Here is a 24,628-nt window from a genome sequence, read left to right on the forward strand (position 1 = left end):
CGTCCCATATTTATGCTTATTGATTAACCTGATCCAACCAGCCGTATTTGTCTTCTGTTTCGCCGGTAAAGAGGCCGAAGAAGGCTTGTTGGATGCGTTTGGTGACCGGACCACAGCGGCCTGCGCCTACCTGAATACCGTCTACGCTGCGAACCGGCGTGATTTCAGCCGCGGTACCGGACATAAACACTTCATCCGCCAGGTACAAGGATTCGCGGGACAGGACCTGCTCACGCACTTCGATACCCAGATCTTTCGCCAGCTTGATGATGGCGTCACGGGTGATGCCCGGCAGCGCGGACGAGGTGAACGGCGGTGTGAACAGGATGCCATCTTTCACTTCAAACAGGTTTTCACCGGCGCCTTCGGAGATGTAGCCGTTCACATCGAGCGCGATACCTTCCTGATATCCGTGACGGCGCGCTTCGCTACCGACCAGCAGGGAAGAGAGGTAGTTACCGCCCGCTTTAGCGGCGGTCGGGATCGTATTGGGTGCCACACGATTCCAGGAAGAGACCATTGCGTCGATCCCCTGCTCCAGCGCTTCTGCACCCAGGTAGGCACCCCACGGGAACGCGGCAATGATCACATCCGTGGTATAACCGGCTGGCGGGTTAACGCCCATCCCTACGTCACCCACGAAAACCAGCGGACGAATATAGGCACTGGTCAGATTGTTTTTACGGATGACCTCGCGGCAGGCTTCCATCAGCTCATCAACGCTCTGAGAAACCGGGAAACGATAAATTTTGGCTGAGTCATGCAGACGCTGCATATGTTCACGATGACGGAACACCACTGGCCCTTTGTGAGAGTCGTAGCAACGGATCCCTTCAAAGACAGAAGTACCGTAGTGCAGCGCGTGGGACATCACGTGGACTTTCGCGTCCTCCCAGCGAACCATCTCACCATTGAACCAAATGTAATCAGCTTTTTTTGTCGTCATTTTCTCTTCCTGTCACGCTTAAGCGCGGATTTGTTGTGATGTGGTTGTGCTCTGGCAGATGGCAACATGGGCAACGTCTACCAGCTTTGATAACTGACTAAACAGTAAGTCGACCGGGCGCGGGCTGGCAACGGTTAATTCGATACTGATGTTTTGGGCGTCAGTGGCCGTCTCCATATTCATAGAGCAAATCTGAAAGCCACGATGACGGACCACGCGCAAAACGCGCTCTAATGTCTCCGGATTGAAGCGAGCCTGCACGGCGACCTGATGTTGCATCATGATAATTTCTCCAGCATTTGTGAGTTACTGGCACCTGGCGGTACCAACGGCCAGACATTCTCAAGCTCGTCGATTGAGACATGAAGCAGGTAAGGCCCTTCGCTTGACAGCATGGTGTCGAGTGCCGCTTCAACCTGGTCTTTACGGGTGATGTGCTGGCCAGGAATGCCAAAGGCGCTGGCCAGGGTGAGGAAATCGGGATTATCAGTCAGGGTGGTTTCGCTGTAACGCTCCTGGAAGAAGAGTTGTTGCCACTGGCGAACCATTCCTAAACGCTGGTTATCGAGCAACACGATCTTCAGCGGCAACTGCTTGCGTTTCACGGTGCCCAGCTCCTGAACGTTCATCATGAAGGAGCCGTCACCGGAGATACAGATTACCGTATCGTTCGGGCGGGCGACCTGCGCACCCACGGCAGCAGGCAAGCCGAAGCCCATCGTGCCTAACCCGCTGGAGGTGATGAAATTTTCCGGGCGGGTATAGGTCATGTGCTGGGCGGACCACATCTGGTGTTGACCCACATCCGTCGTCACCACGCTGTCTGCGGGTTTCCGATCGGACAACTGCTTCAACAGCAGCGGCGCGTAGATAGCGTCGCCAGGATGATCGTAACGCCAGGCGTGTTCAGCACGCAGGTCTGAGGTGTGCTTTCGCCACGCATTGATATCCAGTGGCTGCTGTAATGCCGGTAACAGCGCATTGAGATCGCCCTGCAAGGCAACATGTGCCTGACGCAATTTGTTCATCTCCGCAGGATCGATATCCATATGGATCACTTTGGCATTCGGCGCGAAGGTATTCAGCTTACCGGTGACGCGATCGTCAAAACGGGCACCCACGGCGATGAGCAAGTCACACTCCTGAACGGCCAGATTTGCCGCTTTGGTACCGTGCATCCCCAGCATGCCCAGATAACAGGGATAATCCGCATCTACCGCACCCAGTCCTTTCAGCGTGCAGGTAGCAGGCATTTGCGTCACCGCGATAAATTCACGCAGGGCAGGAACTGCCTGCGCCATGCCCACGCCACCACCGACGTACAGCATCGGCTGTTTCGCCTGGGCCAACATCTGCCGCGCCTCTTCCATTTCCGCATGCGGAAACGCATCGTCGCTCTCAACAGTGGAGAAGTGCGGTTCGAGATCGCCGATCGCCACCTGGATATCTTTCGGGATATCAACCAGAACCGGACCAGGACGGCCGGAGCTTGCTACCTCGAACGCTTCTGCCATCACCCGCGGCAGCTCTTCCAGAGACTGGACGAGGAAGCTGTGTTTGGTGCAGGCCAGGGATAAGCCGAGAACGTCCACTTCCTGGAAAGCATCGGTACCAATGAACGGAGATGCAACCTGTCCGGTGATGGCGACGACCGGAACGGAATCGAGCAGTGCATCAGCCAGACCGGTGATCAGGTTAGTTGCACCGGGACCCGAGGTCGCCATGCAGACGCCGGTTTTGCCGGTGGCGCGCGCATAACCGATCGCCGCCATAGCCGCGCCCTGCTCGTGTCGGCACAACAGGTGCTCCACGCCGCCGTCATACAGTGCATCGTAAATCGGCATAATTGCGCCACCCGGATAACCGAATACTGTTTCGACCCCCTGCGCGCGCAACGCATGTACTACCCACTGTGCCCCATTCATAGTTAGTTCCCCGTCATAAATCGGGAGAAACAGAATTTTGTGCTATTTGTCATTCTCTGCTCCTCATTTGCGTTTTTTAGTCATAAAAAAACCCCCGGACCTTTCGGTGCGGGGGTCTTAGTTCGTTAAGGCTTGATTTCTAAGCCTTTCCTCGTCCAAGTGCAGCCCCGCACGGTGGGATAATAATCACCACCACGCTAATCACGACCAGGCTAATCACTCGTAGAAGGGCTGTCATTTTCAGTTCTTTTTGCATCTTGCTCGAAGGAATACCTAAAGAGTTATCACAGTTTTTAAACCAAACACAAGATTTATTTATGACCATTTTGATTAGCTCACGAACCATATCTTTGAAAAGCATTGTTTTATATGAGAAAAACAGATGGTGAATATTTTTCATTTTTTTCGCCGCCGCCAGGTCATCATAACGGGCACGTTTTTTTCTGCGATGTGGCTTCCACTCACAAGAAATGATTACAAATTGCTGCGAAAAGTCTGGAAGTAATGCCGTAAAACCCTAAAACAGCACTCAAGGTATGAAAGCGACAGTGGCATAGTCAGAGCCCGAGGAGGCGCTTATGTCACTGTCAGTTGTTTATACGCGTGCGGCTATTGGGGTAAAAGCACCGCTTATTTCTGTGGAGGTTCATCTGAGTAATGGACTGCCCGGCTTAACGCTTGTCGGCTTGCCAGAGACAACGGTGAAAGAAGCCAGAGATCGGGTCCGCAGCGCCATTATCAATAGCGGTTATACCTTCCCGGCGAAAAAGATCACCATCAACCTGGCACCAGCGGATCTGCCTAAAGAGGGCGGGAGATATGATTTACCTATCGCTATTGCGCTTCTCGCCGCTTCTGAACAGCTTAATACGTCCAGGCTAGGCTCGTACGAGTTCATCGGTGAACTGGCGCTTACAGGCGCACTGAGAGGCGTTCCTGGCGCTATCTCTGGTGCGCTGGAAGCTATACGTGCCGGTCGGGAAATCATTCTTGCCAATGAAAACAGTGCGGAAGTGAGCCTGATAGCCGAAAAAGGGTGCCTTATTGCCGGGCATTTGCAGGAGGTCTGCGCCCATCTTGAAGGGCGGCATAGGTTGTCAGCGCCCGAAGAAACGGAAGATATACCGCCTGAAAGCACCGACGATCTCAGCGATATTATCGGTCAGGAGCAGGGAAAGCGAGCGCTGGAGATCACCGCTGCCGGCGGGCATAACCTGTTGCTGATTGGCCCGCCGGGTACCGGAAAAACGATGCTGGCGAGCCGGTTGAATGGTTTACTTCCACCACTCAGTAACCATGAAGCACTCGAAAGCGCTGCGATAGTGAGCCTGGTGAGTTCAGTGTCGTTGCAAAAACAGTGGCGACGTCGCCCTTTCCGCTCTCCGCACCACAGCGCGTCCCTGACGGCCATGGTCGGAGGAGGTTCCATTCCGGGGCCGGGAGAGATTTCACTGGCACATAACGGCATCCTGTTTCTTGATGAACTACCTGAGTTTGAGCGGCGCGTGCTGGATGCCCTAAGGGAGCCGATTGAATCCGGAGAGATACATATCTCACGTACCCGAGCCAAAATAAGCTATCCGGCACAGTTCCAGCTGGTTGCGGCAATGAACCCCAGCCCGTCAGGTCATTATCAGGGGAATCACAACCGCTGTACGCCTGAACAAACACTGCGATATCTGGGAAAGTTATCAGGCCCTTTCCTGGATCGTTTCGATTTATCCCTGGAGATCCCTTTGCCTCCTCCCGGCCTGCTCAGCCAGAGCAGTATCAGAGGAGAGTCTTCAGTAACGGTTCGCGATCGGGTTATTGCCGCTCAGGCCCGGCAGTACAGGCGGCAAAATAAACTGAATGCCCGTCTGGATAATGCTGAGATCCGACAGTTTTGCCAGCTAAAGGCTGAGGATGCGACGTGGCTGGAGGAAACGTTGACGCGCTTCGGGCTCTCTATTCGTGCATGGCAGCGTCTTTTAAAAGTGGCTCGTACTATCGCCGATGTGGAAAGCAGTCATGCAATTGAGAGACAGCATCTGCAGGAAGCGTTGAGCTATCGGGCAATCGACCGTTTACTTTTGCACCTGCAAAAGTTACTGGCGTAAAAAAGGGGCCGCAGCCCCTTTTTTCTTAGTCATCAGACTCGGTGTAATCTTCAGCACCTTCCATCTGCGGCTTACCGCCAGAAAGGGTATGGAAACGCTTTGGACGCTTAATGCGCGCCATGTACTTGATCCATACACGTTCCGCTTCAGATTGTGGTTCACGCTCACCACGGCACACGGAGACAAACTGCTTTTCATCTTCCGTTGCAGGCTCACGTTTACCCAGATCCAGCTCGTTGAAGGCATAACCATGACGCTCAAGCAGCTGCGCCTCTTTGATGGTGAAGTCGCCGTGACGAGAGAACCCGCGTGGATAATTTTTATTGTCGAAAAAACGATTAGTCGTCGTAAAGCTTTCCGCCATCCTACACGCTCCTAATTCTTTGGCCGAGCTATTTATGGCGCGGAGTATTAGTTACGCTTGACAGAGTGTAAAACAAAACATTTAAATCATAACGACAAATAATTTTGCGGAGAAAGATGTGGATACGGAATTGCTAAAAACTTTCCTTGAAGTGAGCAGAACACGCCACTTTGGGCGAGCAGCTGAAGCCCTTTATCTGACGCAATCAGCAGTCAGTTTTCGTATTCGACAGCTGGAAAATCAACTGGGTGTGAATCTTTTTACCCGCCATCGCAACAACATCCGTTTGACACCTGCGGGTGAAAAATTGCTCCCGTACGCAGAAACGCTGATGAATACCTGGCAGGCAGCGCGCAAAGAGGTTGCCCATACTTCGAGGCACAATGAGTTCTCGATTGGGGCCAGCGCTTCTCTGTGGGAATGTATGTTAAGTCAGTGGCTTACCCGGCTGTATCATTCTCATGGTCATTTGCAATTCGAAGCCAGGATTGCGCAACGGCAGTCGCTGGTTAAGCAACTTCATGAGCGTCAGCTTGATCTTTTGATCACGACCGAAGCCCCCAAGATGGATGAATTTAGCAGCCAGATTGTTGGCCAGTTTGGCCTGGCGCTTTATGCCTCTGAACCTTCGATGATGAAGGCAGACCTGACCTATTTGCGGCTGGAATGGGGACCAGATTTTCAGCAGCATGAGGCGGGATTGATTGCACCTGATGATGTTCCACAGTTAACAACCAGCTCTGCAGAGATCGCCTGCCAGCAACTGCCCTTGTTAAAAGGGTGTACCTGGTTACCGGTTCGCTGGGCAGACACTAAAGCCGGGCTGCATACCGTGGTGGATTCCACCACGCTTACCAGGCCGCTGTATGCCATTTGGCTGCAAAATAGTGATAAGCAATCGCAGATAAAAGATCTATTAAAAATCAACGTCATGGATTGAGATAGCAGCCAGCAGGGAGGCTGGCTGAAAATGAAGAAGCGGTGCTGTAGAGTATTTCAGGCAAAAAAAATCCTTTGCCGAAGCAAAGGATTATATATGGCAGGGGCGGAGAGACTCGAACTCGCGACACCCGGTTTTGGAGACCGGTGCTCTACCAACTGAGCTACGCCCCTAAAGTTTTTTGCCATTAAGCCTGCCAGTAAGGCAGGCTTAATGTCTTAATAAGTGGCGGAACGGACGGGACTCGAACCCGCGACCCCCTGCGTGACAGGCAGGTATTCTAACCGACTGAACTACCGCTCCACCGAAGACTGCTTGTAACCACCGGATTAATGCACCGGCTTACTACTTAATTTGATGCCTGGCAGTTCCCTACTCTCACATGGGGAGACCCCACACTACCATCGGCGCTACGGCGTTTCACTTCTGAGTTCGGCATGGGGTCAGGTGGGACCACCGCGCTAAAGCCGCCAGGCAAATTCTGTTAATCTGTATCAAAGCTGAATCTTGTGTCGTCTCTTCGCCAAAACATCTTCGGCGTTGTAAGGTTAAGCCTCACGGTTCATTAGTATCGGTTAGCTCAACGCATCGCTGCGCTTACACACCCGACCTATCAACGTCGTCGTCTTCAACGTTCCTTCAGGAGCCTTAAAGGCTCAGGGAGAACTCATCTCGGGGCAAGTTTCGTGCTTAGATGCTTTCAGCACTTATCTCTTCCGCATTTAGCTACCGGGCAGTGCCATTGGCATGACAACCCGAACACCAGTGATGCGTCCACTCCGGTCCTCTCGTACTAGGAGCAGCCCCCCTCAATTCTCCAGCGCCCACGGCAGATAGGGACCGAACTGTCTCACGACGTTCTAAACCCAGCTCGCGTACCACTTTAAATGGCGAACAGCCATACCCTTGGGACCTACTTCAGCCCCAGGATGTGATGAGCCGACATCGAGGTGCCAAACACCGCCGTCGATATGAACTCTTGGGCGGTATCAGCCTGTTATCCCCGGAGTACCTTTTATCCGTTGAGCGATGGCCCTTCCATTCAGAACCACCGGATCACTATGACCTGCTTTCGCACCTGCTCGAGCCGTCACTCTCGCAGTCAAGCTAGCTTATGCCATTGCACTAACCTCCTGATGTCCGACCAGGATTAGCTAACCTTCGTGCTCCTCCGTTACTCTTTGGGAGGAGACCGCCCCAGTCAAACTACCCACCAGACACTGTCCGCAACCCGGATTACGGGTCTACGTTAGAACACCAGCCATTAAAGGGTGGTATTTCAAGGACGGCTCCATGCAGACTGGCGTCCACACTTCAAAGCCTCCCACCTATCCTACACATCAAGGACCAGTGTTCAGTGTCAAGCTATAGTAAAGGTTCACGGGGTCTTTCCGTCTTGCCGCGGGTACACTGCATCTTCACAGCGAGTTCAATTTCACTGAGTCTCGGGTGGAGACAGCCTGGCCATCATTACGCCATTCGTGCAGGTCGGAACTTACCCGACAAGGAATTTCGCTACCTTAGGACCGTTATAGTTACGGCCGCCGTTTACCGGGGCTTCGATCAAGAGCTTCGCGTTGCCGCTAACCCCATCAATTAACCTTCCGGCACCGGGCAGGCGTCACACCGTATACGTCCACTTTCGTGTTTGCACAGTGCTGTGTTTTTAATAAACAGTTGCAGCCAGCTGGTATCTTCGACTGATTTCAGCTCCACCCGCAGGGGCTTCACCTACATATCAGCGTGCCTTCTCCCGAAGTTACGGCACCATTTTGCCTAGTTCCTTCACCCGAGTTCTCTCAAGCGCCTTGGTATTCTCTACCTGACCACCTGTGTCGGTTTGGGGTACGATTTGATGTTACCTGATGCTTAGAGGCTTTTCCTGGAAGCAGGGCATTTGTTACTTCAGCACCGTAGTGCCTCGTCATCACACCTCAGCGTTAAAAAGGTACCGGATTTACCTGGAACCTCCGCCTACATGCTTAAACCGGGACAACCGTCGCCCGGCTAACATAGCCTTCTCCGTCCCCCCTTCGCAGTAACACCAAGTACAGGAATATTAACCTGTTTCCCATCGACTACGCCTTTCGGCCTCGCCTTAGGGGTCGACTCACCCTGCCCCGATTAACGTTGGACAGGAACCCTTGGTCTTCCGGCGAGCGGGCTTTTCACCCGCTTTATCGTTACTTATGTCAGCATTCGCACTTCTGATACCTCCAGCAGCCCTCACAGGCCACCTTCAACGGCTTACAGAACGCTCCCCTACCCAACAACACATAGTGTCGCTGCCGCAGCTTCGGTGCATGGTTTAGCCCCGTTACATCTTCCGCGCAGGCCGACTCGACCAGTGAGCTATTACGCTTTCTTTAAATGATGGCTGCTTCTAAGCCAACATCCTGGCTGTCTGTGCCTTCCCACATCGTTTCCCACTTAACCATGACTTTGGGACCTTAGCTGGCGGTCTGGGTTGTTTCCCTCTTCACGACGGACGTTAGCACCCGCCGTGTGTCTCCCGTGATAACATTCTTCGGTATTCGTAGTTTGCATCGGGTTGGTAAGCCGGGATGGCCCCCTAGCCGAAACAGTGCTCTACCCCCGAAGATGAGTTCACGAGGCGCTACCTAAATAGCTTTCGGGAGAACCAGCTATCTCCCGGTTTGATTGGCCTTTCACCCCCAGCCACAAGTCATCCGCTAATTTTTCAACATTAGTCGGTTCGGTCCTCCAGTTAGTGTTACCCAACCTTCAACCTGCCCATGGCTAGATCACCGGGTTTCGGGTCTATACCCTGCAACTTAACGCCCAGTTAAGACTCGGTTTCCCTCCGGCTCCCCTATACGGTTAACCTTGCTACAGAATATAAGTCGCTGACCCATTATACAAAAGGTACGCAGTCACACCCGAAGGTGCTCCCACTGCTTGTACGTACACGGTTTCAGGTTCTTTTTCACTCCCCTCGCCGGGGTTCTTTTCGCCTTTCCCTCACGGTACTGGTTCACTATCGGTCAGTCAGGAGTATTTAGCCTTGGAGGATGGTCCCCCCATATTCAGACAGGATACCACGTGTCCCGCCCTACTCTTCGAGTTCACAACCTGTGTGTTTTCGTGTACGGGACTATCACCCTGTACCGTCGGACTTTCCAGACCGTTCCACTAACACACAAGCTGATTCAGACTCTGGGCTGCTCCCCGTTCGCTCGCCGCTACTGGGGGAATCTCGGTTGATTTCTTTTCCTCGGGGTACTTAGATGTTTCAGTTCCCCCGGTTCGCCTCGTTAACCTATGTATTCAGTTAACGATAGTGTGACGAATCACACTGGGTTTCCCCATTCGGACATCGCCGGGTCAAAGGTTCATATCACCTCGCCGGCGCTTTTCGCAGATTAGCACGTCCTTCATCGCCTCTGACTGCCAGGGCATCCACCGTGTACGCTTAGTCGCTTAACCTCACAACCCGAAGATGTTTCACTTCATGATTGCGAAAATTTGAGAGACTCGAACACACATTAACTGTGTGTCGTTTCAATTTTCAGCTTGATCCAGATTTTTAAAGAGCAAAACTTCGCAGTGCACCTTTTCAGGTTCACTCTGAAGTTTTCTTGTGTTCGCAGTAAAAGATGGTGGAGCTATGCGGGATCGAACCGCAGACCTCCTGCGTGCAAAGCAGGCGCTCTCCCAGCTGAGCTATAGCCCCATCGTTGATAACCTCTTCAAATTTGCTTCGCAAATTTGGTAGGCCTGAGTGGACTTGAACCACCGACCTCACCCTTATCAGGGGTGCGCTCTAACCACCTGAGCTACAAGCCTGTAGAGGTTTTTACTGCTGTTTTTCATCAGACAATCTGTGTGAGCACTACAAAGGCAGGTTCTTTAAGGTAAGGAGGTGATCCAACCGCAGGTTCCCCTACGGTTACCTTGTTACGACTTCACCCCAGTCATGAATCACAAAGTGGTAAGCGCCCTCCCGAAGGTTAAGCTACCTACTTCTTTTGCAACCCACTCCCATGGTGTGACGGGCGGTGTGTACAAGGCCCGGGAACGTATTCACCGTAGCATTCTGATCTACGATTACTAGCGATTCCGACTTCATGGAGTCGAGTTGCAGACTCCAATCCGGACTACGACGCACTTTATGAGGTCCGCTTGCTCTCGCGAGGTCGCTTCTCTTTGTATGCGCCATTGTAGCACGTGTGTAGCCCTACTCGTAAGGGCCATGATGACTTGACGTCATCCCCACCTTCCTCCAGTTTATCACTGGCAGTCTCCTTTGAGTTCCCGGCCTAACCGCTGGCAACAAAGGATAAGGGTTGCGCTCGTTGCGGGACTTAACCCAACATTTCACAACACGAGCTGACGACAGCCATGCAGCACCTGTCTCAGAGTTCCCGAAGGCACCAATCCATCTCTGGAAAGTTCTCTGGATGTCAAGAGTAGGTAAGGTTCTTCGCGTTGCATCGAATTAAACCACATGCTCCACCGCTTGTGCGGGCCCCCGTCAATTCATTTGAGTTTTAACCTTGCGGCCGTACTCCCCAGGCGGTCGACTTAACGCGTTAGCTCCGGAAGCCACGCCTCAAGGGCACAACCTCCAAGTCGACATCGTTTACGGCGTGGACTACCAGGGTATCTAATCCTGTTTGCTCCCCACGCTTTCGCACCTGAGCGTCAGTCTTTGTCCAGGGGGCCGCCTTCGCCACCGGTATTCCTCCAGATCTCTACGCATTTCACCGCTACACCTGGAATTCTACCCCCCTCTACAAGACTCTAGCCTGCCAGTTTCGAATGCAGTTCCCAGGTTGAGCCCGGGGATTTCACATCCGACTTGACAGACCGCCTGCGTGCGCTTTACGCCCAGTAATTCCGATTAACGCTTGCACCCTCCGTATTACCGCGGCTGCTGGCACGGAGTTAGCCGGTGCTTCTTCTGCGGGTAACGTCAATCGCTGTGGTTATTAACCACAACGCCTTCCTCCCCGCTGAAAGTACTTTACAACCCGAAGGCCTTCTTCATACACGCGGCATGGCTGCATCAGGCTTGCGCCCATTGTGCAATATTCCCCACTGCTGCCTCCCGTAGGAGTCTGGACCGTGTCTCAGTTCCAGTGTGGCTGGTCATCCTCTCAGACCAGCTAGGGATCGTCGCCTAGGTGAGCCGTTACCCCACCTACTAGCTAATCCCATCTGGGCACATCTGATGGCAAGAGGCCCGAAGGTCCCCCTCTTTGGTCTTGCGACGTTATGCGGTATTAGCTACCGTTTCCAGTAGTTATCCCCCTCCATCAGGCAGTTTCCCAGACATTACTCACCCGTCCGCCACTCGTCACCCGAGAGCAAGCTCTCTGTGCTACCGTTCGACTTGCATGTGTTAGGCCTGCCGCCAGCGTTCAATCTGAGCCATGATCAAACTCTTCAATTTAAGTTTGATGCTCATTGAATTAAACTTCGTAATGAATTACGTGTTCACTCGTTGAGACTTGGTATTCATTTTTCGTCTTTCGACGTTAAGAATCCATGTCACTTTGAGTGCCCACACAGATTGTCTGATAAATTGTTAAAGAGCAGTTGCAACGCGGCTTTCAGCTCATCGTTGCGAGGTCCCGTATATTACGTTTTCCTCATTCAGAGTCAAGTGATTATTTTCGCTTTTCTCTGCTGGCGTTCATCTCTGAACCCCGCTAACCCGGCGGCCTGTAAGCCGTTGTTCCGTGTCAGTGGAGGCGCATTATAGGGAGTTCTCAGACGTTGACAACCCCTCTTTTAAAAAAAACGTTCAACCGTCTCTTTTTTGCTCAAAACCGTGCTACAGCGCCAGTTTTTCGAGCGTTTCAAAGCCGTAACGACGTAAAACGGGTAAAAGTTGCTCGGTCTCATTCGTGATTGCCATACAAAAAGCAATATTCGCATCGGCTGATTTCGCATCCGGCGCTTCATGCTCCAGCAACCAGGCCGTACGACGAGCGATAGCCGCACCAGAATCCACCAGACGTGTCCCTTCCGGCAACACGGCTAAAAGTTCTTCCTGTAGTAGCGGGAAGTGGGTGCAGCCCAGCACAACGGTGTCCGGTGGTTCGGGCATCCGCAGCCACGGACGAAGAATACGACGCAACTCTTCGAGTGATACCGCCTTTCCATGCAGCTTCGCTTCGGCCATTTCCACCAGCTCAGCCGAACCGAGCATCGCAATCTGGCATTCGTTGGCAAAACGGTCGATCAGCTCGCGGGTATAAGGACGCTTTACCGTGCCTCGCGTTGCCAGCAACCCCACAATACCGTTCGCCGTCAGGCGCGCTGCTGGTTTTATTGCAGGAACGACCCCTACAACCGGAAACTGGAATTTTTCACGCAGGGCAGGAAGGGAAACGGTGCTCGCCGTATTGCAGGCGATAACGGCCAGCGCGAGGGGATAGCGCTTTTGTACCGCAGTAACGATTTCAACCACACGCTCAACAATAAAATCTTCGCTCTTTTCCCCATACGGAAAAGCAACGTTATCGAAGGCGTAGATGTAATGAAGATCCGGCAGGAGATGCCGGATCTCATCATAGACCGAAAGCCCACCGACGCCGGAATCAAATACCAGCACGGTGGGACGCGGATTAGAAGGTGTAGCTGCCAGACAAGGTGTATTCCCGTCCTGCAGTTTGGTAGCCATAAACTGTCTCGTAATCTTTATCGAACAGGTTGGCTATTTTACCACGAACTGTGAGGTGTGAGGTGACAGGATACGAAACTGCGACATCCCACAGGCTTACGCCGCCCATTTTGACCTTCTGACTCGGCCATGTACCGAAGTCGGTATCGTACCGCGTACCCAGATAGTGATAGGTCAGACTCCAGTCAAAATCATAGATCTGCGTATCAAGCTGATACTTCACCTGCTGTTTAGCGCGACGATCCAGCAGCTGGTTGGTTGCCGCATTACGCGCATCAACATAGTCATAACTGACAGTATGCATGACCGGGCCAGTATCAAACGAAGCCGTCGCTTCGACACCTTTAATACGTGCCTTGCCAACGTTGTAATACTCCTGAAGGTTATTGTTGAAGTCGATCAGGTTATCAACATCGTTGCGATAGGCCGACACGCGCCAGTTCACGCCTGCGGTAAGGCCTTCGAACGCCCCTTCCCACTGCTTGCTCTCTTCAGGATCAAGATGGTCATTACCGTAGAGCCCGTAGAGTTGCCCCAGATTCGGTGCTTTATAGGCCGTACCATAAGAAGCAATGAAACGGTAACCGTCAATAAACTCCCAGCCCGCACTGCTCTGCCAGGTACCATGGCGACCAAACTGCGAGTTATCGTCGCTGCGCGCTGCGCCTTCCAGCGTAATATCGCCAAACTTCTGCAACGCCGTCAGGTAGACGCCCGTGTTACGAATGTCGTATGCATTAGGCACATAGTTGGTGTTAGGTTCTGTGCTCTGTTTTTGCCAGTCGATACCCGCGCCGATATTGCCATGGCCAACGTCCACAGAGTTTGTCCACTGAACGTTGTACTGTTTGATTTCGTCCAGCGTTGCCGTGGCGTCATAACGTCCAAGATGCGGATCGTAGTTAAAATCCTTGCTGTGGCTGTAACTGGAAAGCAGCTGTGAATGGAAGATATCTTCGTTGAAGCGCAGTCCGGCATCCCAGGTCTGGCTATATAGCTGGCGGGTATCAACTAGCGCGTTTGGACTGTAATAAGCGTCATAGGCAGTACGGTTGCTGTAACCATATCCGCGAACGAAGCCGCTCCATTGATCGGAGAACGCATGCTCCAGCGCACCGTAGATCGTTTTATTCATGTAGCCGTCGCGATCGGTTTGGGGAACGCCGCCGTTGTTACCGTCCGCCACCACATCAAAGCCTTTGGTATACGTGTAATCACCGGCCAGCGTCACACGCGTAGTTTCACCCAGCGTCTGCTGGGTACTGCCGCCATAATTTTGGTAACCGTGCGAGCCTACGCCTGCATTCAGAGTCGTACCATCTTTGGCGCGGGTGGTAATAATGTTCACTACGCCACCAATCGCATCGGAACCATACACCGCCGAACGCGGACCACGGATGTATTCGATACGCTGCACCAGCGCGATCGGAAACTGGCTGAGATCCGATGCGCCTGTGACGCCCGCCTGGTTAAGTCGGATCCCGTCGACAAGGATGAGAACATGACTGGAATTCGTGCCGCGTATAAAGAGTGAAGAATACTGCCCCATTCCGCCGTTTTGCGCGGTATCTACCCCCGGCAGGCGGCGCATAACATCGACAACGGTCGTGGATTGCCAGCGCTCAATATCCTCACGCGTCACCACGGACGTCGGCGCCAGAACAGTTTTTGCCGGTTGTTCAAAACGATTTGCCGTCACCACCAACGAGTCTGCGCTATCCTGCGCCCAGCCCGAAAATGCCGTGACGGACAACGCCGTCAACAGCGATACTTTTTTAATCATTGTTAAAGCATCCACAATATAAGAAGGATGCCGCAGGCCTCATCGATAGCACGCGATGATGAAACCAAATGCGACGTGATCCCGGCAGGTCTTCGGGCTAGGTGGCTTTATAAGGATGAAGACTTCCCATTTTCACAGTGTCTACAACGCTCATCCCGCCAGTCGTTACCGCTGCGCGTCAGCTCCAGATTTACACTGGATTCCCTTTTCACTCTCATGAGACCGGAAACAGAATGCTACAATTAGACACGTATAGATGTCCAGACAGCTATTAGCCATTAAATCTGGACATCCCCTGAACAATCCCTACAATCCCCGCGTAATTCTTTATCACTCAGGACGCATCATGACCCCCGAACACCTCCCGACCGAACAGTACGACGCGCAGCTGGCAGAGAAAGTTGTCCGCCTGCAAAGTATGATGACGCCGTTCAACGCGCCCGTTCCCGAGGTGTTTCGCTCGCCTGTCAGCCACTATCGTATGCGCGCCGAGTTCCGCATCTGGCATGACGGGGATGACCTGTACCACATTATTTTCGATCAGCAGACGAAATCCCGCATTCGCGTGGACAGCTTCCCGGCCGCGAGCGAGCTTATCAACCAGCTTATGACGCTAATGATCGACGGCGTACGTGATAACCCGGTGCTGCGCCACAAGCTGTTCCAGATTGACTATCTGACCACGCAAAGTAACCAGGCTATCGTCTCCCTGCTGTATCACAAAGCGCTGAATGACGAGTGGCGCGAGCAGGCCGAAGCGCTGCGTGATGCGCTGCGGGCGCAGAACATCAACGTTCATCTGATTGGCCGCGCGACAAAAACCAAAATCATGCTCGATCAGGATTACGTCGACGAGCGTCTGCCGGTGGCGGGTAAAGAGATGATTTATCGTCAGGTGGAGAACAGTTTTACCCAGCCGAACGCCGCGATGAATGTGCAGATGCTGGAGTGGGCGCTGAAGGCAACGGAAGGGTCAACGGGCGATCTGCTTGAACTGTACTGCGGTAACGGCAACTTCTCCCTGGCGCTGGCACGTAACTTCGATCGCGTGCTGGCAACGGAAATTGCCAAGCCGTCAGTTGCCGCCGCGCAGTACAACATTGCCGCCAACCATATTGATAACGTGCAGATCATCCGTATGGCCGCTGAAGAGTTTACCCAGGCCATGAACGGCGTACGCCAGTTTAACCGTCTGGAAGGGATCGATTTGAAGAGCTACCAGTGTGAGACGATTTTTGTCGACCCGCCGCGCAGTGGACTCGACAGCGAAACCGAAAAGATGGTGCAGGCGTACCCGCGTATTTTGTACATCTCCTGCAACCCGGAGACGCTGTGCAAGAACCTTGAAACATTAGGCCAGACGCACAAAGTTGAACGTCTGGCACTGTTCGATCAGTTCCCGTATACCCACCATATGGAGTGCGGTGTTTTACTTACCGCACGGTGATCTACAGGCCGGATAAGCGTTGCGCCATCCGGCGTTTTTGGCAGGTAGCGCTTCGCTGACCTGCCCTACAAATCATTCATTACTCCGGCAACTGGCTTTTGCGGCTACGCATGCGAGCGCCGATCCAGAATACCAGCGCAACAGACAGTACCGCAGGGAAGAAGTTAGAGCCGATATCCGGATACTCCGCGCGCACCACCGTGCTGTAGAGCAGTACACCCAGAATAAAGCAGGCCGCCGCCAGTCCCGGCAACCCGACCGGCATCGTGCGGTTCAGGTAACGTTGATGCAGACAGTAAACGGTCAGCACCAGCGCAATAAGCGGGAAAATTGAAAACGGAACAATGGAGCTAAAAATAGCGGCAAACGTCCCATTAATGGATAAGCCAGCGATCAATGCCAGCAACAGCGTCCCTTTATCCTGACCTGACTGTTTCATTACTCACCTTCACTCTTCGGTTTGATGTGCCAGTTTCTCTTGTTCACGGCGATACCAGTAGTATGCGCCTTTGGAGATCATCCTGAGCTGCAATACCAGTCGCTCTTCAAGCTGCTTACGTTGTTCAATGCTGACATCCAGCGCTTCGGCACCCGCGCTGAACACAATCGTCACCATCGCCTCGGCCTGCGCCTCAGTAAACGCACGCGGCATATGATTTTCGAGTTCAAGATAGTCGGCAAGTTCCGCGATGAAATGCTGAATTTCACGCGCGACGGCGGCACGAAACGCCGCTGATGTCCCCGAACGCTCGCGCAAAAGCAGACGAAACGCGTTGGGGTTATTGCCGATAAATTCCATAAAGGTCGATACCGAGGTGCGGATGACGCTGCCCCCTTTGGCGATACGCTGACGCGCCTGACGCATCAACTGGCGCAGCATCAGGCCGCTTTCATCGACCATGGTCAGGCCCAGTTCATCCACATCACGGAAATGACGATAGAAGGACGTTGGCGCAATCCCGGCCTCGCGTGCGACTTCGCGCAGGCTCAAACTGGCAAAACTTCGCTCAGCACTCAGTTGACTGAATGCGGCTTCCACCAGCGAACGCCGGGTTTTCTCTTTTTGTTGTGCTCTTACGCCCATCACGATAGTTGAATCCTTCCAAAGGCCTGATGGCACTATACCAGAGAATAAAATTAATCTGTTTGCTCAGCTTTGTGAATGATTGTTTACGTGCGGTTTGTGCTCCACTGCCGGAAAAAAGCACAACGATAATTGGGTTACTCGGGCAATGATGTTATGATTCTGTTGCTTTTATGTATAAGAACAGGTAAGCCTTGCCATGCCACATTCCTACGATTACGACGCAATAGTTATTGGTTCCGGTCCCGGCGGTGAAGGTGCTGCTATGGGTCTGGTGAAACAGGGAGCCAGAGTAGCGGTCATTGAGCGCTACCATAATGTCGGCGGCGGTTGCACCCACTGGGGCACCATCCCTTCCAAAGCCCTCCGCCACGCCGTTAGCCGCATTATCGAATTTAACCAGAACCCTCTTTACAGCGACCACTCCCGACTTCTTCGTTCATCCTTTGCTGACATCCTGAACCACGCGGATACCGTCATTAACCAGCAGACACGTATGCGTCAGGGATTTTATGAGCGTAACCACTGTGAGATTTTGCAGGGCAACGCGCATTTTGTGGATGAACACACGCTGGCACTCGAATGCCACGACGGTTCGGTTGAAACCCTTACCGCCGAAAAATTTGTCATCGCCTGCGGTTCACGCCCTTACCATCCGGCCGACGTGGACTTCTCACATCCGCGCGTCTACGACAGTGACTCCATTCTGAGCCTGCACCATGAACCCCGTCACGTCATTATCTATGGCGCGGGAGTCATTGGCTGTGAATATGCGTCGATTTTCCGCGGAATGGATGTCAAAGTTGACCTGATCAACACCCGCGATCGCCTGCTGGCGTTCCTCGATCAGGAGATGTCAGACTCTCTCTCGTACCACTTCTGGAACAGCGGCGTGGTGATTCGCCACAACGAAGAGTATGAGAAGATTGAAGGCTGCGACGACGGGGTGATCATGCACCTCAAGTCTGGCAAGAAGCTGAAAGCTGACTGTCTGCTGTATGCCAACGGCCGTACCGGTAACACCGATTCGCTGCAGCTGGAAAATATCGGGCTTGAAACCGACAGCCGTGGTCAGTTGAAGGTCAACAGCATGTATCAGACCGCCCTGCCGCATATCTACGCGGTTGGCGACGTGATTGGCTACCCAAGTCTGGCCTCTGCCGCTTATGACCAGGGACGCATCGCGGCTCAGGCGCTGGTAAAAGGCGAAGCGACGGCGCATCTGATTGAAGATATCCCGACGGGCATCTATACCATCCCGGAAATCAGTTCTGTTGGCAAAACCGAGCAGCAGCTGACCTCAATGAAGGTGCCTTACGAGGTGGGGCGCGCGCAGTTTAAACATCTGGCGCGGGCGCAAATCGTGGGGATGAGCGTGGGAACGCTGAAGATCCTGTTCCATCGCGAGACGAAAGAGATCCTCGGGATTCACTGCTTTGGTGAACGCGCCGCGGAAATCATTCATATCGGCCAGGCCATCATGGAGCAGAAAGGTGGTGGCAACACCATTGAGTACTTCGTTAACACCACCTTTAACTACCCGACCATGGCCGAAGCCTATCGGGTCGCTGCCTTAAACGGTTTAAACCGCCTGTTTTAACGCGCTGTCGAAATGGCCATCCATCGCACCACGGATGGCCTCTGCCAGCTGCTCATAGCGGCTGCGCAGCGGTGAGCCCGGGCGATAGACCAGACCAATGGTTCGACGCGGCTCTGGCTTAATGCACGGCAAGTAAACCACACCATCGCGTTTGCGTTCGCGCGGTACCGCCAGCGCAGGCAGCAGCGTGATTCCGCTTCCCGCCGCGACCATATTACGCAGCGTTTCCAGGCTGGTTGCGCGGAAATGGGTATCCTCATCAGCGCCCGCTTCGAAGCAGAAGCCCATCGCCTGATCGCGCAGGCAGTGGCCGTCTTCCAGCATCAGCAGCTTTTCACCGGCGAGATCGGCCATCGGCACGCGATCGCGATTCGCCCACGGGTGATCTTCGTAGATCGCCAGCATCATTGGCTCATCGAACAGCGGCACTTCAATAAAAGCTTCACTCTCTTTCACCAGCGCCAGAATGGCGCAGTCGAGCTTGCCACTATCCAGCTGTGCCAGCAGCTGATGGGTTTGCGCTTCATGCAGGTACATTTCGAGTTTCGGGAACGTCTGGTGCAGCATCGGAATGATGTGCGGCAGCAGGTACGGACCAACGGTTGGGATCAGGCCAATATGCAGTGGGCCAGACATCGCCTCTCCCTGCTGGCTTGCCATTTCCTTGAGCACTTTGACCTCGCGCAGCACGGTGCGCGCCTGATCCACCAGCAGTAGACCTGCCTGTGTGAACAGTACCTTACGACTGGTGCGCTCCAGCAACATCACGCCCAGCTCGTCTTCCAGCTTGCGGATCTGACCGCTCAGCGTGGGCTGGCTGACGTGGCAGGAATCTGCCGCGCGGCGAAAGTGACGATGCTCGGCTAACGCTACCAGGTATTCAAGATCACGAATATTCATTATTCATCCTCCGTCGCCACGATAGTTCATGGCGATAGATAGCATAGCAACGAACGATTATCCCTATCAAGCATTCTGTTGAATAATACATCACATAGACGAGGCGGCACGTGTTTGACCCTTGACGTCCCCGCCCCGTCATCGAGTTTCTCTCAAAACTCGAACAACTAAAGCCAACGTGAACTTTTGCGGACCCCGTGGTCCGCTTTTTTTTTGCGTAAAAAAGCCTGGCGCTAAGCCAGGCTTTGTTTTTCTCCCTCTCCCTGTGGGGAGAGGGCCGGGGTGAGGGCACCAGCCCGCACGGTTCAAACCAACCGGTTTTTCGCATCCGCTATCGCCTGCGCCACCTGCTTCGGCGACACGCCGCCTTTCGCAGCACGCTTATCCAGGCAGGACTGCAGCGAAAGAATCGGATACACATCATCGCCGATCGCCGCGCTGAATTTCTGCAGGTCAGCAAGGGCCAGTTCTTCCAGCGGTTTCCCCTGACGAATCGCTTCCACCACCGCTTCACCGACAATATGGTGCGCTTCACGGAACGGTACGCCTTTCGCTACCAGATAATCCGCCAGTTCAGTCGCGTTCGCGTAGCCCTGCTGGGCCGCTTCCTGGCAGCGTGGACGCTTCACCTGAATGCCGTCCAGCACCAGCGCGCCCATATGCAGACAGTCCAGCCAGGTGTCGAGTGCGTCGAACAGACCTTCTTTGTCTTCCTGCATGTCTTTGTTGTACGCCAGCGGGAGCCCTTTCAGGGTCATCATCATGCCTGTCAGCGCACCCTGTACACGGCCACACTTACCGCGGATCAGCTCCAGCGCATCCGGGTTTTTCTTCTGCGGCATCAGCGAAGAGCCAGACGTCACACGGTCAGACAGCTCGACGAAGCCCGCTTCGCCAGAGTTAAAGAAGATCAGGTCTTCCGCAAAGCGCGACAGGTGCACCATACCGATAGACGCGTCAGAGAGCAGTTCCAGCACGTGGTCACGATCGGAGACGCTATCCAGGCTGTTGCGGGTGGCAGAGGCAAAGCCCAGCCAGCCTGCCAGCTGTTCACGGTCGATTTCATACGCCGTACCGGCCAGCGCGCCGCTGCCCAGCGGGCTGACGTCCAGTCGTTTCAGGGTATCCTGCAGACGGCTTTCATCGCGCGCCAGCATTTCAACATAGGCCAGACACCAGTGCGCAAAAGTCACCGGCTGTGCGCGCTGCAGATGGGTATAACCCGGCATCACCGCATCCTGGTTATTCTGTGCGGTCTCCACCAGCGCGCTCTGCAGCTGACGGTTGGCCGCCAGCAGTTCACCAACGGTATCTTTACACCACAGCTTCAGGTCGGTGGCGACCTGGTCGTTACGGCTCCGGCCAGTGTGAAGCTTTTTACCCAGCTGGCCGACTTTGTCGATCAGCTTGCCTTCCACCCAGCTGTGAATATCTTCGGCATCGCTCTGCAGGATTTGCTGCGGATCCAGACGCACTTCTTCCAGCAGATTGTTGAGCGCCTCTTCCAGCTGCAGCTGTTCCTCTGCGCTCAGTACGCCCACCGTTACCAGCGCTTTGGACCAGGCCACAGAGCCGACGATATCCTGTTCGGCCAGGCGGTAGTCGAAGCGCAAAGAGTCGTTGAACTGTTTGAACCGCTGATCCGCTGCCTGTGTAAAACGCCCACCCCAAAGTGCCATAACATCGTTCCTTTATTCGTTAGTTCCGCCGGGTGGCGCTACGCTTACCCGGCCTACGGTCATTCATTAAAAACTTACGCTAAAATACGTGTGCCAATCGGCGTGCCGTTAAACAGTGCCGGAAGCTGCTCCGCATGACGCCAGGAGGCGATATCCACCGGGCGACCGAGCGTGCGTGCGGCATCCAGCGCCGCATTGACTTTGACGATCATCCCGTCAGTAATAATGCCCTGGGCGATCAGCTGTTCGGCTTTTGCCGCAGTCATTTCCGCGATGCGCTGGCCTTTGCCGTCCAGAATACCGCTCACGTCGGAGAGCAGGATCAGATCCGCGCCCAGCGTCGCGGCCAGCGCGGTCGCCGCCTGGTCCGCATTCACGTTCATCAGCGCGCCCTCTTCGGTCACGCCGATAGAGCTCACCACCGGCAGGAAACCGCCTTCCAGCAGCGTGTTTATCAGCTTAGGCGAACCTGGCTGCGCCAGTCCAACATGGCCGAGCTCTTCGTCGAGCTGGGTCACTTTTACGCTATCGCCATCGCCCAGATAGAGGCCAACGGACGCAATATGGTGTTTCTTCGCCCATGAGAGCAGCGTTTTGTTCGCCGTACCCGCCAGCGCACCGGTGATGATGTCAATCTGATCGGCAGGCGTCACCCGCAGACCGTTTTTCTTTTTCACCGGCAGGTTGAGCCCTTTCATCAGCTCATCCACCACGCAGCCGCCGCCGTGCACAATCACCAGCGGACGTTGGTGTGATTCGCGATAGTTAACCAGCGCGGTAAAAAGACGCTCCAGCGCTTCTTCGCTGTCCAGCAGTACACCACCGAGTTTGATAATTAATGGGTTCATCATCACACCTTAAATAAGAGCCTGCGTTTCCGGGAAACCGAAACGAATATTTGCACATTGCATTGCCTGAGCGGCAGCGCCTTTGAGTAAGTTGTCTTCTGCGGCCACCACGATCAGATGCTCGCCCTGAACGGCAAAGCCGATATCGCAGAACGGCAGACCGACCACATTTTTCAGCGCCGGCACGCCTTTGTCATACAGACGCACCAGCGGTTTATCTGCATACGCCTGCGTGAAGATCGCCTTCACCTGTTCGCTGGTCACACCCGGTTTCAGGCGGCAGGTAATGGTTTCGAGGATCCCACGCGGGAAGCTGCCCAGATGCGGCGTGAAAATCACGTCCGCGCCCAAATGCGTGGTGATTTCAGGGTGATGGCGGTGATTAAACACGCCATACGGCTGAAGGCTCACTTCGCAGAAGCTGTTGGAGATAGCGGCCTTGCGCCCGGCTCCGCTCACGCCGCTGGTGGCGTTGATCACCGGCCACTGGTTCAGATCGAGCAGCCCGGCGTCGATCAGCGGTTTCAAAGAGAGCTGCGCCGCCGTCGGGTAGCAACCCGGAACGGCAATCAAATCCGCTTCTTTCAGCTTGTCTGCACTCCACTCCGCAAGGCCATACACCGCTTTTTCAAGCAGATCCGGATGCTGGTGAGTGAAGCCGTAATATTTTTCGTAAAACGCGCCGTCGTTAACACGGAACGCGCCGGAGAGGTCAAACACCACGCAGCCGGCCGCCAGGAACTGCGGCGCCAGGTCGTGGCTGACCTCATGCGCGGTGGCTAAAAACACGACGTCGACGCCGTCGGTGAACTCGCTGATGTCAGACATGGGCTGCAAAGGCAGATCAACCATGCCCTTAAGTTGCGGATGCAAATCGGAAATTAACTTTCCCGCATCATTGCTTTGCGCTGACACAGTCAAAGCGGTTATGGTCATATGAGGGTGACGATTTACGTAGCTTACAAGCTCTGCGCCCGCATAACCGCTAGCGCCTACAATCAGCGTATTCAACATCGGGTTCCTTTATGCTCAACGATAATGTATTTTTATTCACATTTATTGCATGAATATTGATACTATCACGACCTAAGGTGTGTCAACAATGAAAATGAACTTACCACCATTTATCGAGATTTACCGCGCCCTGATTGCCACACCGTCCATCAGCGCAACGGAAGAAGCACTGGATCAGAGCAATGCGTCTTTAATCAATCTGCTGGCGGGTTGGTTCAGCGATCTTGGCTTTAACGTTGAGGTTCAGCCCGTTCCCGGAACCCGCCACAAATTTAACCTGCTCGCCAGCACCGGAACCGGCGCAGGCGGCCTGCTGCTTGCGGGTCATACCGACACCGTGCCGTTTGATGATGGCCGCTGGACCCGCGACCCGTTTACCCTGACCGAGCATGACAACAAACTCTACGGGCTGGGCACGGCCGACATGAAAGGCTTCTTCGCCTTTATCCTCGACGCGCTGCGTGACGTGGACGTGACAAAACTGAAAAAGCCGCTCTACATCCTGGCAACCGCCGATGAAGAGACCAGCATGGCGGGTGCACGCTACTTCTCGGAAAACACGTCGATTCGCCCGGATTGCGCGATCATCGGTGAGCCAACCTCGTTACAGCCAATCCGTGCGCATAAAGGCCATATCTCTACCGCAGTGCGTGTCCTGGGCCAGTCCGGTCACTCCAGCGATCCGGCGCGCGGCATCAACGCCATTGAGCTGATGCATGACGCCATCGGGCGCATCATGACCCTGCGCGACGATCTTAAAGAGCGCTATCACTACGACGCGTTCACCGTGCCGTATCCGACCCTGAACCTCGGCAGTCTGCACGGCGGCGATGCCTCCAACCGTATCTGTGCCTGCTGTGAACTGCATATGGATATCCGCCCGCTGCCGGGCATGACGCTGAGCGATCTCGACGGCTTGCTGAATGAAGCGCTGGCCCCGGTCAGCGAGCGCTGGCCGGGCCGCCTGACGGTCTCCGAACTGCATCCACCGATTCCGGGTTATGAGTGCCCGCCGGATCATCAGCTGGTCGAAGTGGTAGAAAAATTGCTCGGTGAAAAAACCGACGTGGTGAACTACTGCACCGAAGCGCCGTTTATTCAGACCCTGTGCCCGACGCTGGTACTCGGCCCTGGCTCCATCAACCAGGCGCACCAGCCGGACGAATATCTGGAAACCCGCTTTATCAAGCCTACTCGCGAGCTGATCACCCAGGTTGTACATCACTTCTGCTGGCATTAAAACCGCACCGAAGAGTCCCCTCTCCCTGTGGGAGAGGGTTAGGGTGAGGGCAACAAATCGCATGATCTCCGTCACATTCCCATAAGCATCTCTTATCTGACGCAATG

At 54.1% G+C, this 24,628-nt stretch carries 19 protein-coding genes, 4 tRNA genes, 3 rRNA genes and 1 riboswitch; of the genes, 5 read left to right on the forward strand and 21 right to left on the reverse strand.

The annotated features are described in order from the left end of the window. Positions 1–16: 16 nt before the first annotated feature. From ilvE to ilvL, 5 genes are all read right to left on the reverse strand, one after another. Positions 17–946: a branched-chain-amino-acid transaminase gene (gene ilvE / locus C1N69_RS21990; protein WP_013099287.1), complete on the reverse strand. Its 930-nt coding sequence runs from the start codon at positions 944–946 to the stop codon at positions 17–19. A gap of 18 nt (positions 947–964) precedes the next feature. Next, positions 965–1,228: an acetolactate synthase 2 small subunit gene (gene ilvM, locus C1N69_RS21995; RefSeq protein WP_003860184.1), complete on the reverse strand. Its 264-nt coding sequence runs from the start codon at positions 1,226–1,228 to the stop codon at positions 965–967. Further along, positions 1,225–2,871, reverse strand: coding sequence for an acetolactate synthase 2 catalytic subunit (gene ilvG, locus C1N69_RS22000; RefSeq protein ID WP_155031864.1), 1,647 nt, complete (start codon positions 2,869–2,871; stop codon positions 1,225–1,227). Before ilvG ends, ilvM begins: the two co-directional genes overlap by 4 nt. 2 nt (positions 2,872–2,873) lie before the next feature. Further along, entirely contained in the window at positions 2,874–2,924 is a 51-nt protein-coding gene (gene ilvX, locus C1N69_RS22005) for a peptide IlvX (protein WP_102046757.1), read from the reverse strand. 86 nt (positions 2,925–3,010) lie between these two features. After that, complete coding sequence (gene ilvL, locus C1N69_RS22010; RefSeq protein ID WP_001311244.1) at positions 3,011–3,109, reverse strand: ilv operon leader peptide; 99 nt, start codon at positions 3,107–3,109, stop codon at positions 3,011–3,013. 340 nt (positions 3,110–3,449) lie between these two features. Between ilvL and C1N69_RS22015 the strand changes: the two genes are divergently transcribed. Continuing rightward, positions 3,450–4,970 (forward strand): YifB family Mg chelatase-like AAA ATPase, encoded by a 1,521-nt coding sequence (locus C1N69_RS22015; RefSeq protein ID WP_155031865.1) that lies wholly within the window; start codon positions 3,450–3,452, stop codon positions 4,968–4,970. A gap of 25 nt (positions 4,971–4,995) precedes the next feature. Here C1N69_RS22015 and C1N69_RS22020 read toward each other — a convergent pair whose 3' ends face one another. Next, positions 4,996–5,334, reverse strand: a complete 339-nt coding sequence (locus tag C1N69_RS22020) for a MaoP family protein (protein WP_025757596.1) — start codon at positions 5,332–5,334, stop codon at positions 4,996–4,998. Between the two features lie 118 nt (positions 5,335–5,452). On the opposite strand from C1N69_RS22020, the gene hdfR reads away from it, so the two are divergent. Continuing rightward, positions 5,453–6,274 carry an HTH-type transcriptional regulator HdfR gene (gene hdfR, locus C1N69_RS22025; protein ID WP_025757599.1) on the forward strand — a complete coding sequence of 274 codons (822 nt, stop codon included), beginning with the start codon at positions 5,453–5,455 and terminating at the stop codon, positions 6,272–6,274. Between the two features lie 97 nt (positions 6,275–6,371). On the opposite strand, the gene C1N69_RS22030 is transcribed toward hdfR, so the two are convergent. The 9 genes from C1N69_RS22030 to btuB form a co-directional block, all read right to left on the reverse strand. Continuing rightward, positions 6,372–6,447 (reverse strand) — tRNA-Trp (locus C1N69_RS22030). A 53-nt stretch (positions 6,448–6,500) separates the two neighbouring features. Then, positions 6,501–6,577, reverse strand: a tRNA-Asp gene (locus C1N69_RS22035). A gap of 56 nt (positions 6,578–6,633) precedes the next feature. Beyond that, positions 6,634–6,749, reverse strand: a 5S ribosomal RNA gene (gene rrf, locus C1N69_RS22040). A gap of 69 nt (positions 6,750–6,818) precedes the next feature. Beyond that, positions 6,819–9,721, reverse strand: a 23S ribosomal RNA gene (locus tag C1N69_RS22045). A gap of 171 nt (positions 9,722–9,892) precedes the next feature. Continuing rightward, positions 9,893–9,968, reverse strand: a tRNA-Ala gene (locus C1N69_RS22050). A gap of 36 nt (positions 9,969–10,004) precedes the next feature. Then, positions 10,005–10,081: transfer RNA gene (locus C1N69_RS22055), tRNA-Ile, on the reverse strand. A gap of 69 nt (positions 10,082–10,150) precedes the next feature. After that, positions 10,151–11,690: ribosomal RNA gene (locus C1N69_RS22060) — 16S ribosomal RNA — on the reverse strand. Together the 16S, 23S and 5S rRNA genes with 4 tRNA genes alongside form the textbook arrangement of a ribosomal RNA operon. Positions 11,691–12,074: 384 nt before the next feature. After that, positions 12,075–12,926, reverse strand: a complete 852-nt coding sequence (murI, locus tag C1N69_RS22065; RefSeq protein ID WP_025758856.1) for a glutamate racemase — start codon at positions 12,924–12,926, stop codon at positions 12,075–12,077. Further along, on the reverse strand, positions 12,871–14,709 hold the full coding sequence (gene btuB / locus C1N69_RS22070; protein ID WP_155031866.1) for a TonB-dependent vitamin B12 receptor BtuB: 1,839 nt from the start codon (positions 14,707–14,709) through the stop codon (positions 12,871–12,873). Before btuB ends, murI begins: the two co-directional genes overlap by 56 nt. Before the next feature lie 66 nt (positions 14,710–14,775). Beyond that, positions 14,776–14,951: riboswitch (cobalamin riboswitch) on the reverse strand. A 104-nt stretch (positions 14,952–15,055) separates the two neighbouring features. On the opposite strand from btuB, the gene trmA reads away from it, so the two are divergent. Continuing rightward, a complete protein-coding gene (gene trmA, locus C1N69_RS22075; protein WP_025758854.1) occupies positions 15,056–16,156 on the forward strand; it encodes a tRNA (uridine(54)-C5)-methyltransferase TrmA in 1,101 nt (366 codons plus the stop codon). Between the two features lie 79 nt (positions 16,157–16,235). On the opposite strand, the gene C1N69_RS22080 is transcribed toward trmA, so the two are convergent. Both C1N69_RS22080 and fabR read right to left on the reverse strand, forming a co-directional pair. Next, complete coding sequence (locus tag C1N69_RS22080) at positions 16,236–16,595, reverse strand: YijD family membrane protein (RefSeq protein WP_025758852.1); 360 nt, start codon at positions 16,593–16,595, stop codon at positions 16,236–16,238. Between the two features lie 9 nt (positions 16,596–16,604). Then, entirely contained in the window at positions 16,605–17,243 is a 639-nt protein-coding gene (gene fabR, locus C1N69_RS22085; RefSeq protein WP_008501784.1) for an HTH-type transcriptional repressor FabR, read from the reverse strand. A gap of 196 nt (positions 17,244–17,439) precedes the next feature. Here fabR and sthA point away from each other — a divergent pair, with 196 nt between their 5' ends. Continuing rightward, positions 17,440–18,840 carry a Si-specific NAD(P)(+) transhydrogenase gene (gene sthA / locus C1N69_RS22090; RefSeq protein ID WP_025758849.1) on the forward strand — a complete coding sequence of 467 codons (1,401 nt, stop codon included), beginning with the start codon at positions 17,440–17,442 and terminating at the stop codon, positions 18,838–18,840. On the opposite strand, the gene oxyR is transcribed toward sthA, so the two are convergent. The 4 genes from oxyR to argC all read right to left on the reverse strand — a co-directional run bounded on the left by oxyR (position 18,823) and on the right by argC (position 23,281). Then, positions 18,823–19,740, reverse strand: coding sequence for a DNA-binding transcriptional regulator OxyR (gene oxyR, locus C1N69_RS22095; RefSeq protein ID WP_025758848.1), 918 nt, complete (start codon positions 19,738–19,740; stop codon positions 18,823–18,825). The two genes, sthA and oxyR, sit on opposite strands and share 18 nt — an antisense overlap. Before the next feature lie 305 nt (positions 19,741–20,045). Continuing rightward, positions 20,046–21,419 (reverse strand): argininosuccinate lyase, encoded by a 1,374-nt coding sequence (argH, locus tag C1N69_RS22100; RefSeq protein WP_047959709.1) that lies wholly within the window; start codon positions 21,417–21,419, stop codon positions 20,046–20,048. Between the two features lie 74 nt (positions 21,420–21,493). After that, positions 21,494–22,270: an acetylglutamate kinase gene (gene argB, locus C1N69_RS22105; RefSeq protein WP_094919457.1), complete on the reverse strand. Its 777-nt coding sequence runs from the start codon at positions 22,268–22,270 to the stop codon at positions 21,494–21,496. A 6-nt stretch (positions 22,271–22,276) separates the two neighbouring features. Continuing rightward, positions 22,277–23,281 (reverse strand): N-acetyl-gamma-glutamyl-phosphate reductase, encoded by a 1,005-nt coding sequence (gene argC / locus C1N69_RS22110; RefSeq protein ID WP_047959710.1) that lies wholly within the window; start codon positions 23,279–23,281, stop codon positions 22,277–22,279. An 88-nt stretch (positions 23,282–23,369) separates the two neighbouring features. Between argC and argE the strand changes: the two genes are divergently transcribed. After that, on the forward strand, positions 23,370–24,521 hold the full coding sequence (gene argE, locus C1N69_RS22115; protein WP_155031867.1) for an acetylornithine deacetylase: 1,152 nt from the start codon (positions 23,370–23,372) through the stop codon (positions 24,519–24,521). The last annotated feature ends 107 nt before the right edge of the window (positions 24,522–24,628 follow it).

This window comes from Enterobacter sichuanensis, assembly GCF_009036245.1.
GTDB classification, from domain to species: domain Bacteria; phylum Pseudomonadota; class Gammaproteobacteria; order Enterobacterales; family Enterobacteriaceae; genus Enterobacter; species Enterobacter sichuanensis.

Coding starts and splice junctions, on each gene's coding strand:
- ilvE (WP_013099287.1), bottom strand. CDS start 946: ATGACGACAAAAAAAGCTGATTACATTTGGTTCAATGGTGAGATGGTT.
- ilvM (WP_003860184.1), bottom strand. CDS start 1,228: ATGATGCAACATCAGGTCGCCGTGCAGGCTCGCTTCAATCCGGAGACA.
- ilvG (WP_155031864.1), bottom strand. CDS start 2,871: ATGAATGGGGCACAGTGGGTAGTACATGCGTTGCGCGCGCAGGGGGTC.
- ilvL (WP_001311244.1), bottom strand. CDS start 3,109: ATGACAGCCCTTCTACGAGTGATTAGCCTGGTCGTGATTAGCGTGGTG.
- C1N69_RS22015 (WP_155031865.1), top strand. CDS start 3,450: ATGTCACTGTCAGTTGTTTATACGCGTGCGGCTATTGGGGTAAAAGCA.
- C1N69_RS22020 (WP_025757596.1), bottom strand. CDS start 5,334: ATGGCGGAAAGCTTTACGACGACTAATCGTTTTTTCGACAATAAAAAT.
- murI (WP_025758856.1), bottom strand. CDS start 12,926: ATGGCTACCAAACTGCAGGACGGGAATACACCTTGTCTGGCAGCTACA.
- btuB (WP_155031866.1), bottom strand. CDS start 14,709: ATGATTAAAAAAGTATCGCTGTTGACGGCGTTGTCCGTCACGGCATTT.
- trmA (WP_025758854.1), top strand. CDS start 15,056: ATGACCCCCGAACACCTCCCGACCGAACAGTACGACGCGCAGCTGGCA.
- C1N69_RS22080 (WP_025758852.1), bottom strand. CDS start 16,595: ATGAAACAGTCAGGTCAGGATAAAGGGACGCTGTTGCTGGCATTGATC.
- sthA (WP_025758849.1), top strand. CDS start 17,440: ATGCCACATTCCTACGATTACGACGCAATAGTTATTGGTTCCGGTCCC.
- oxyR (WP_025758848.1), bottom strand. CDS start 19,740: ATGAATATTCGTGATCTTGAATACCTGGTAGCGTTAGCCGAGCATCGT.
- argH (WP_047959709.1), bottom strand. CDS start 21,419: ATGGCACTTTGGGGTGGGCGTTTTACACAGGCAGCGGATCAGCGGTTC.
- argB (WP_094919457.1), bottom strand. CDS start 22,270: ATGATGAACCCATTAATTATCAAACTCGGTGGTGTACTGCTGGACAGC.
- argC (WP_047959710.1), bottom strand. CDS start 23,281: ATGTTGAATACGCTGATTGTAGGCGCTAGCGGTTATGCGGGCGCAGAG.
- argE (WP_155031867.1), top strand. CDS start 23,370: ATGAAAATGAACTTACCACCATTTATCGAGATTTACCGCGCCCTGATT.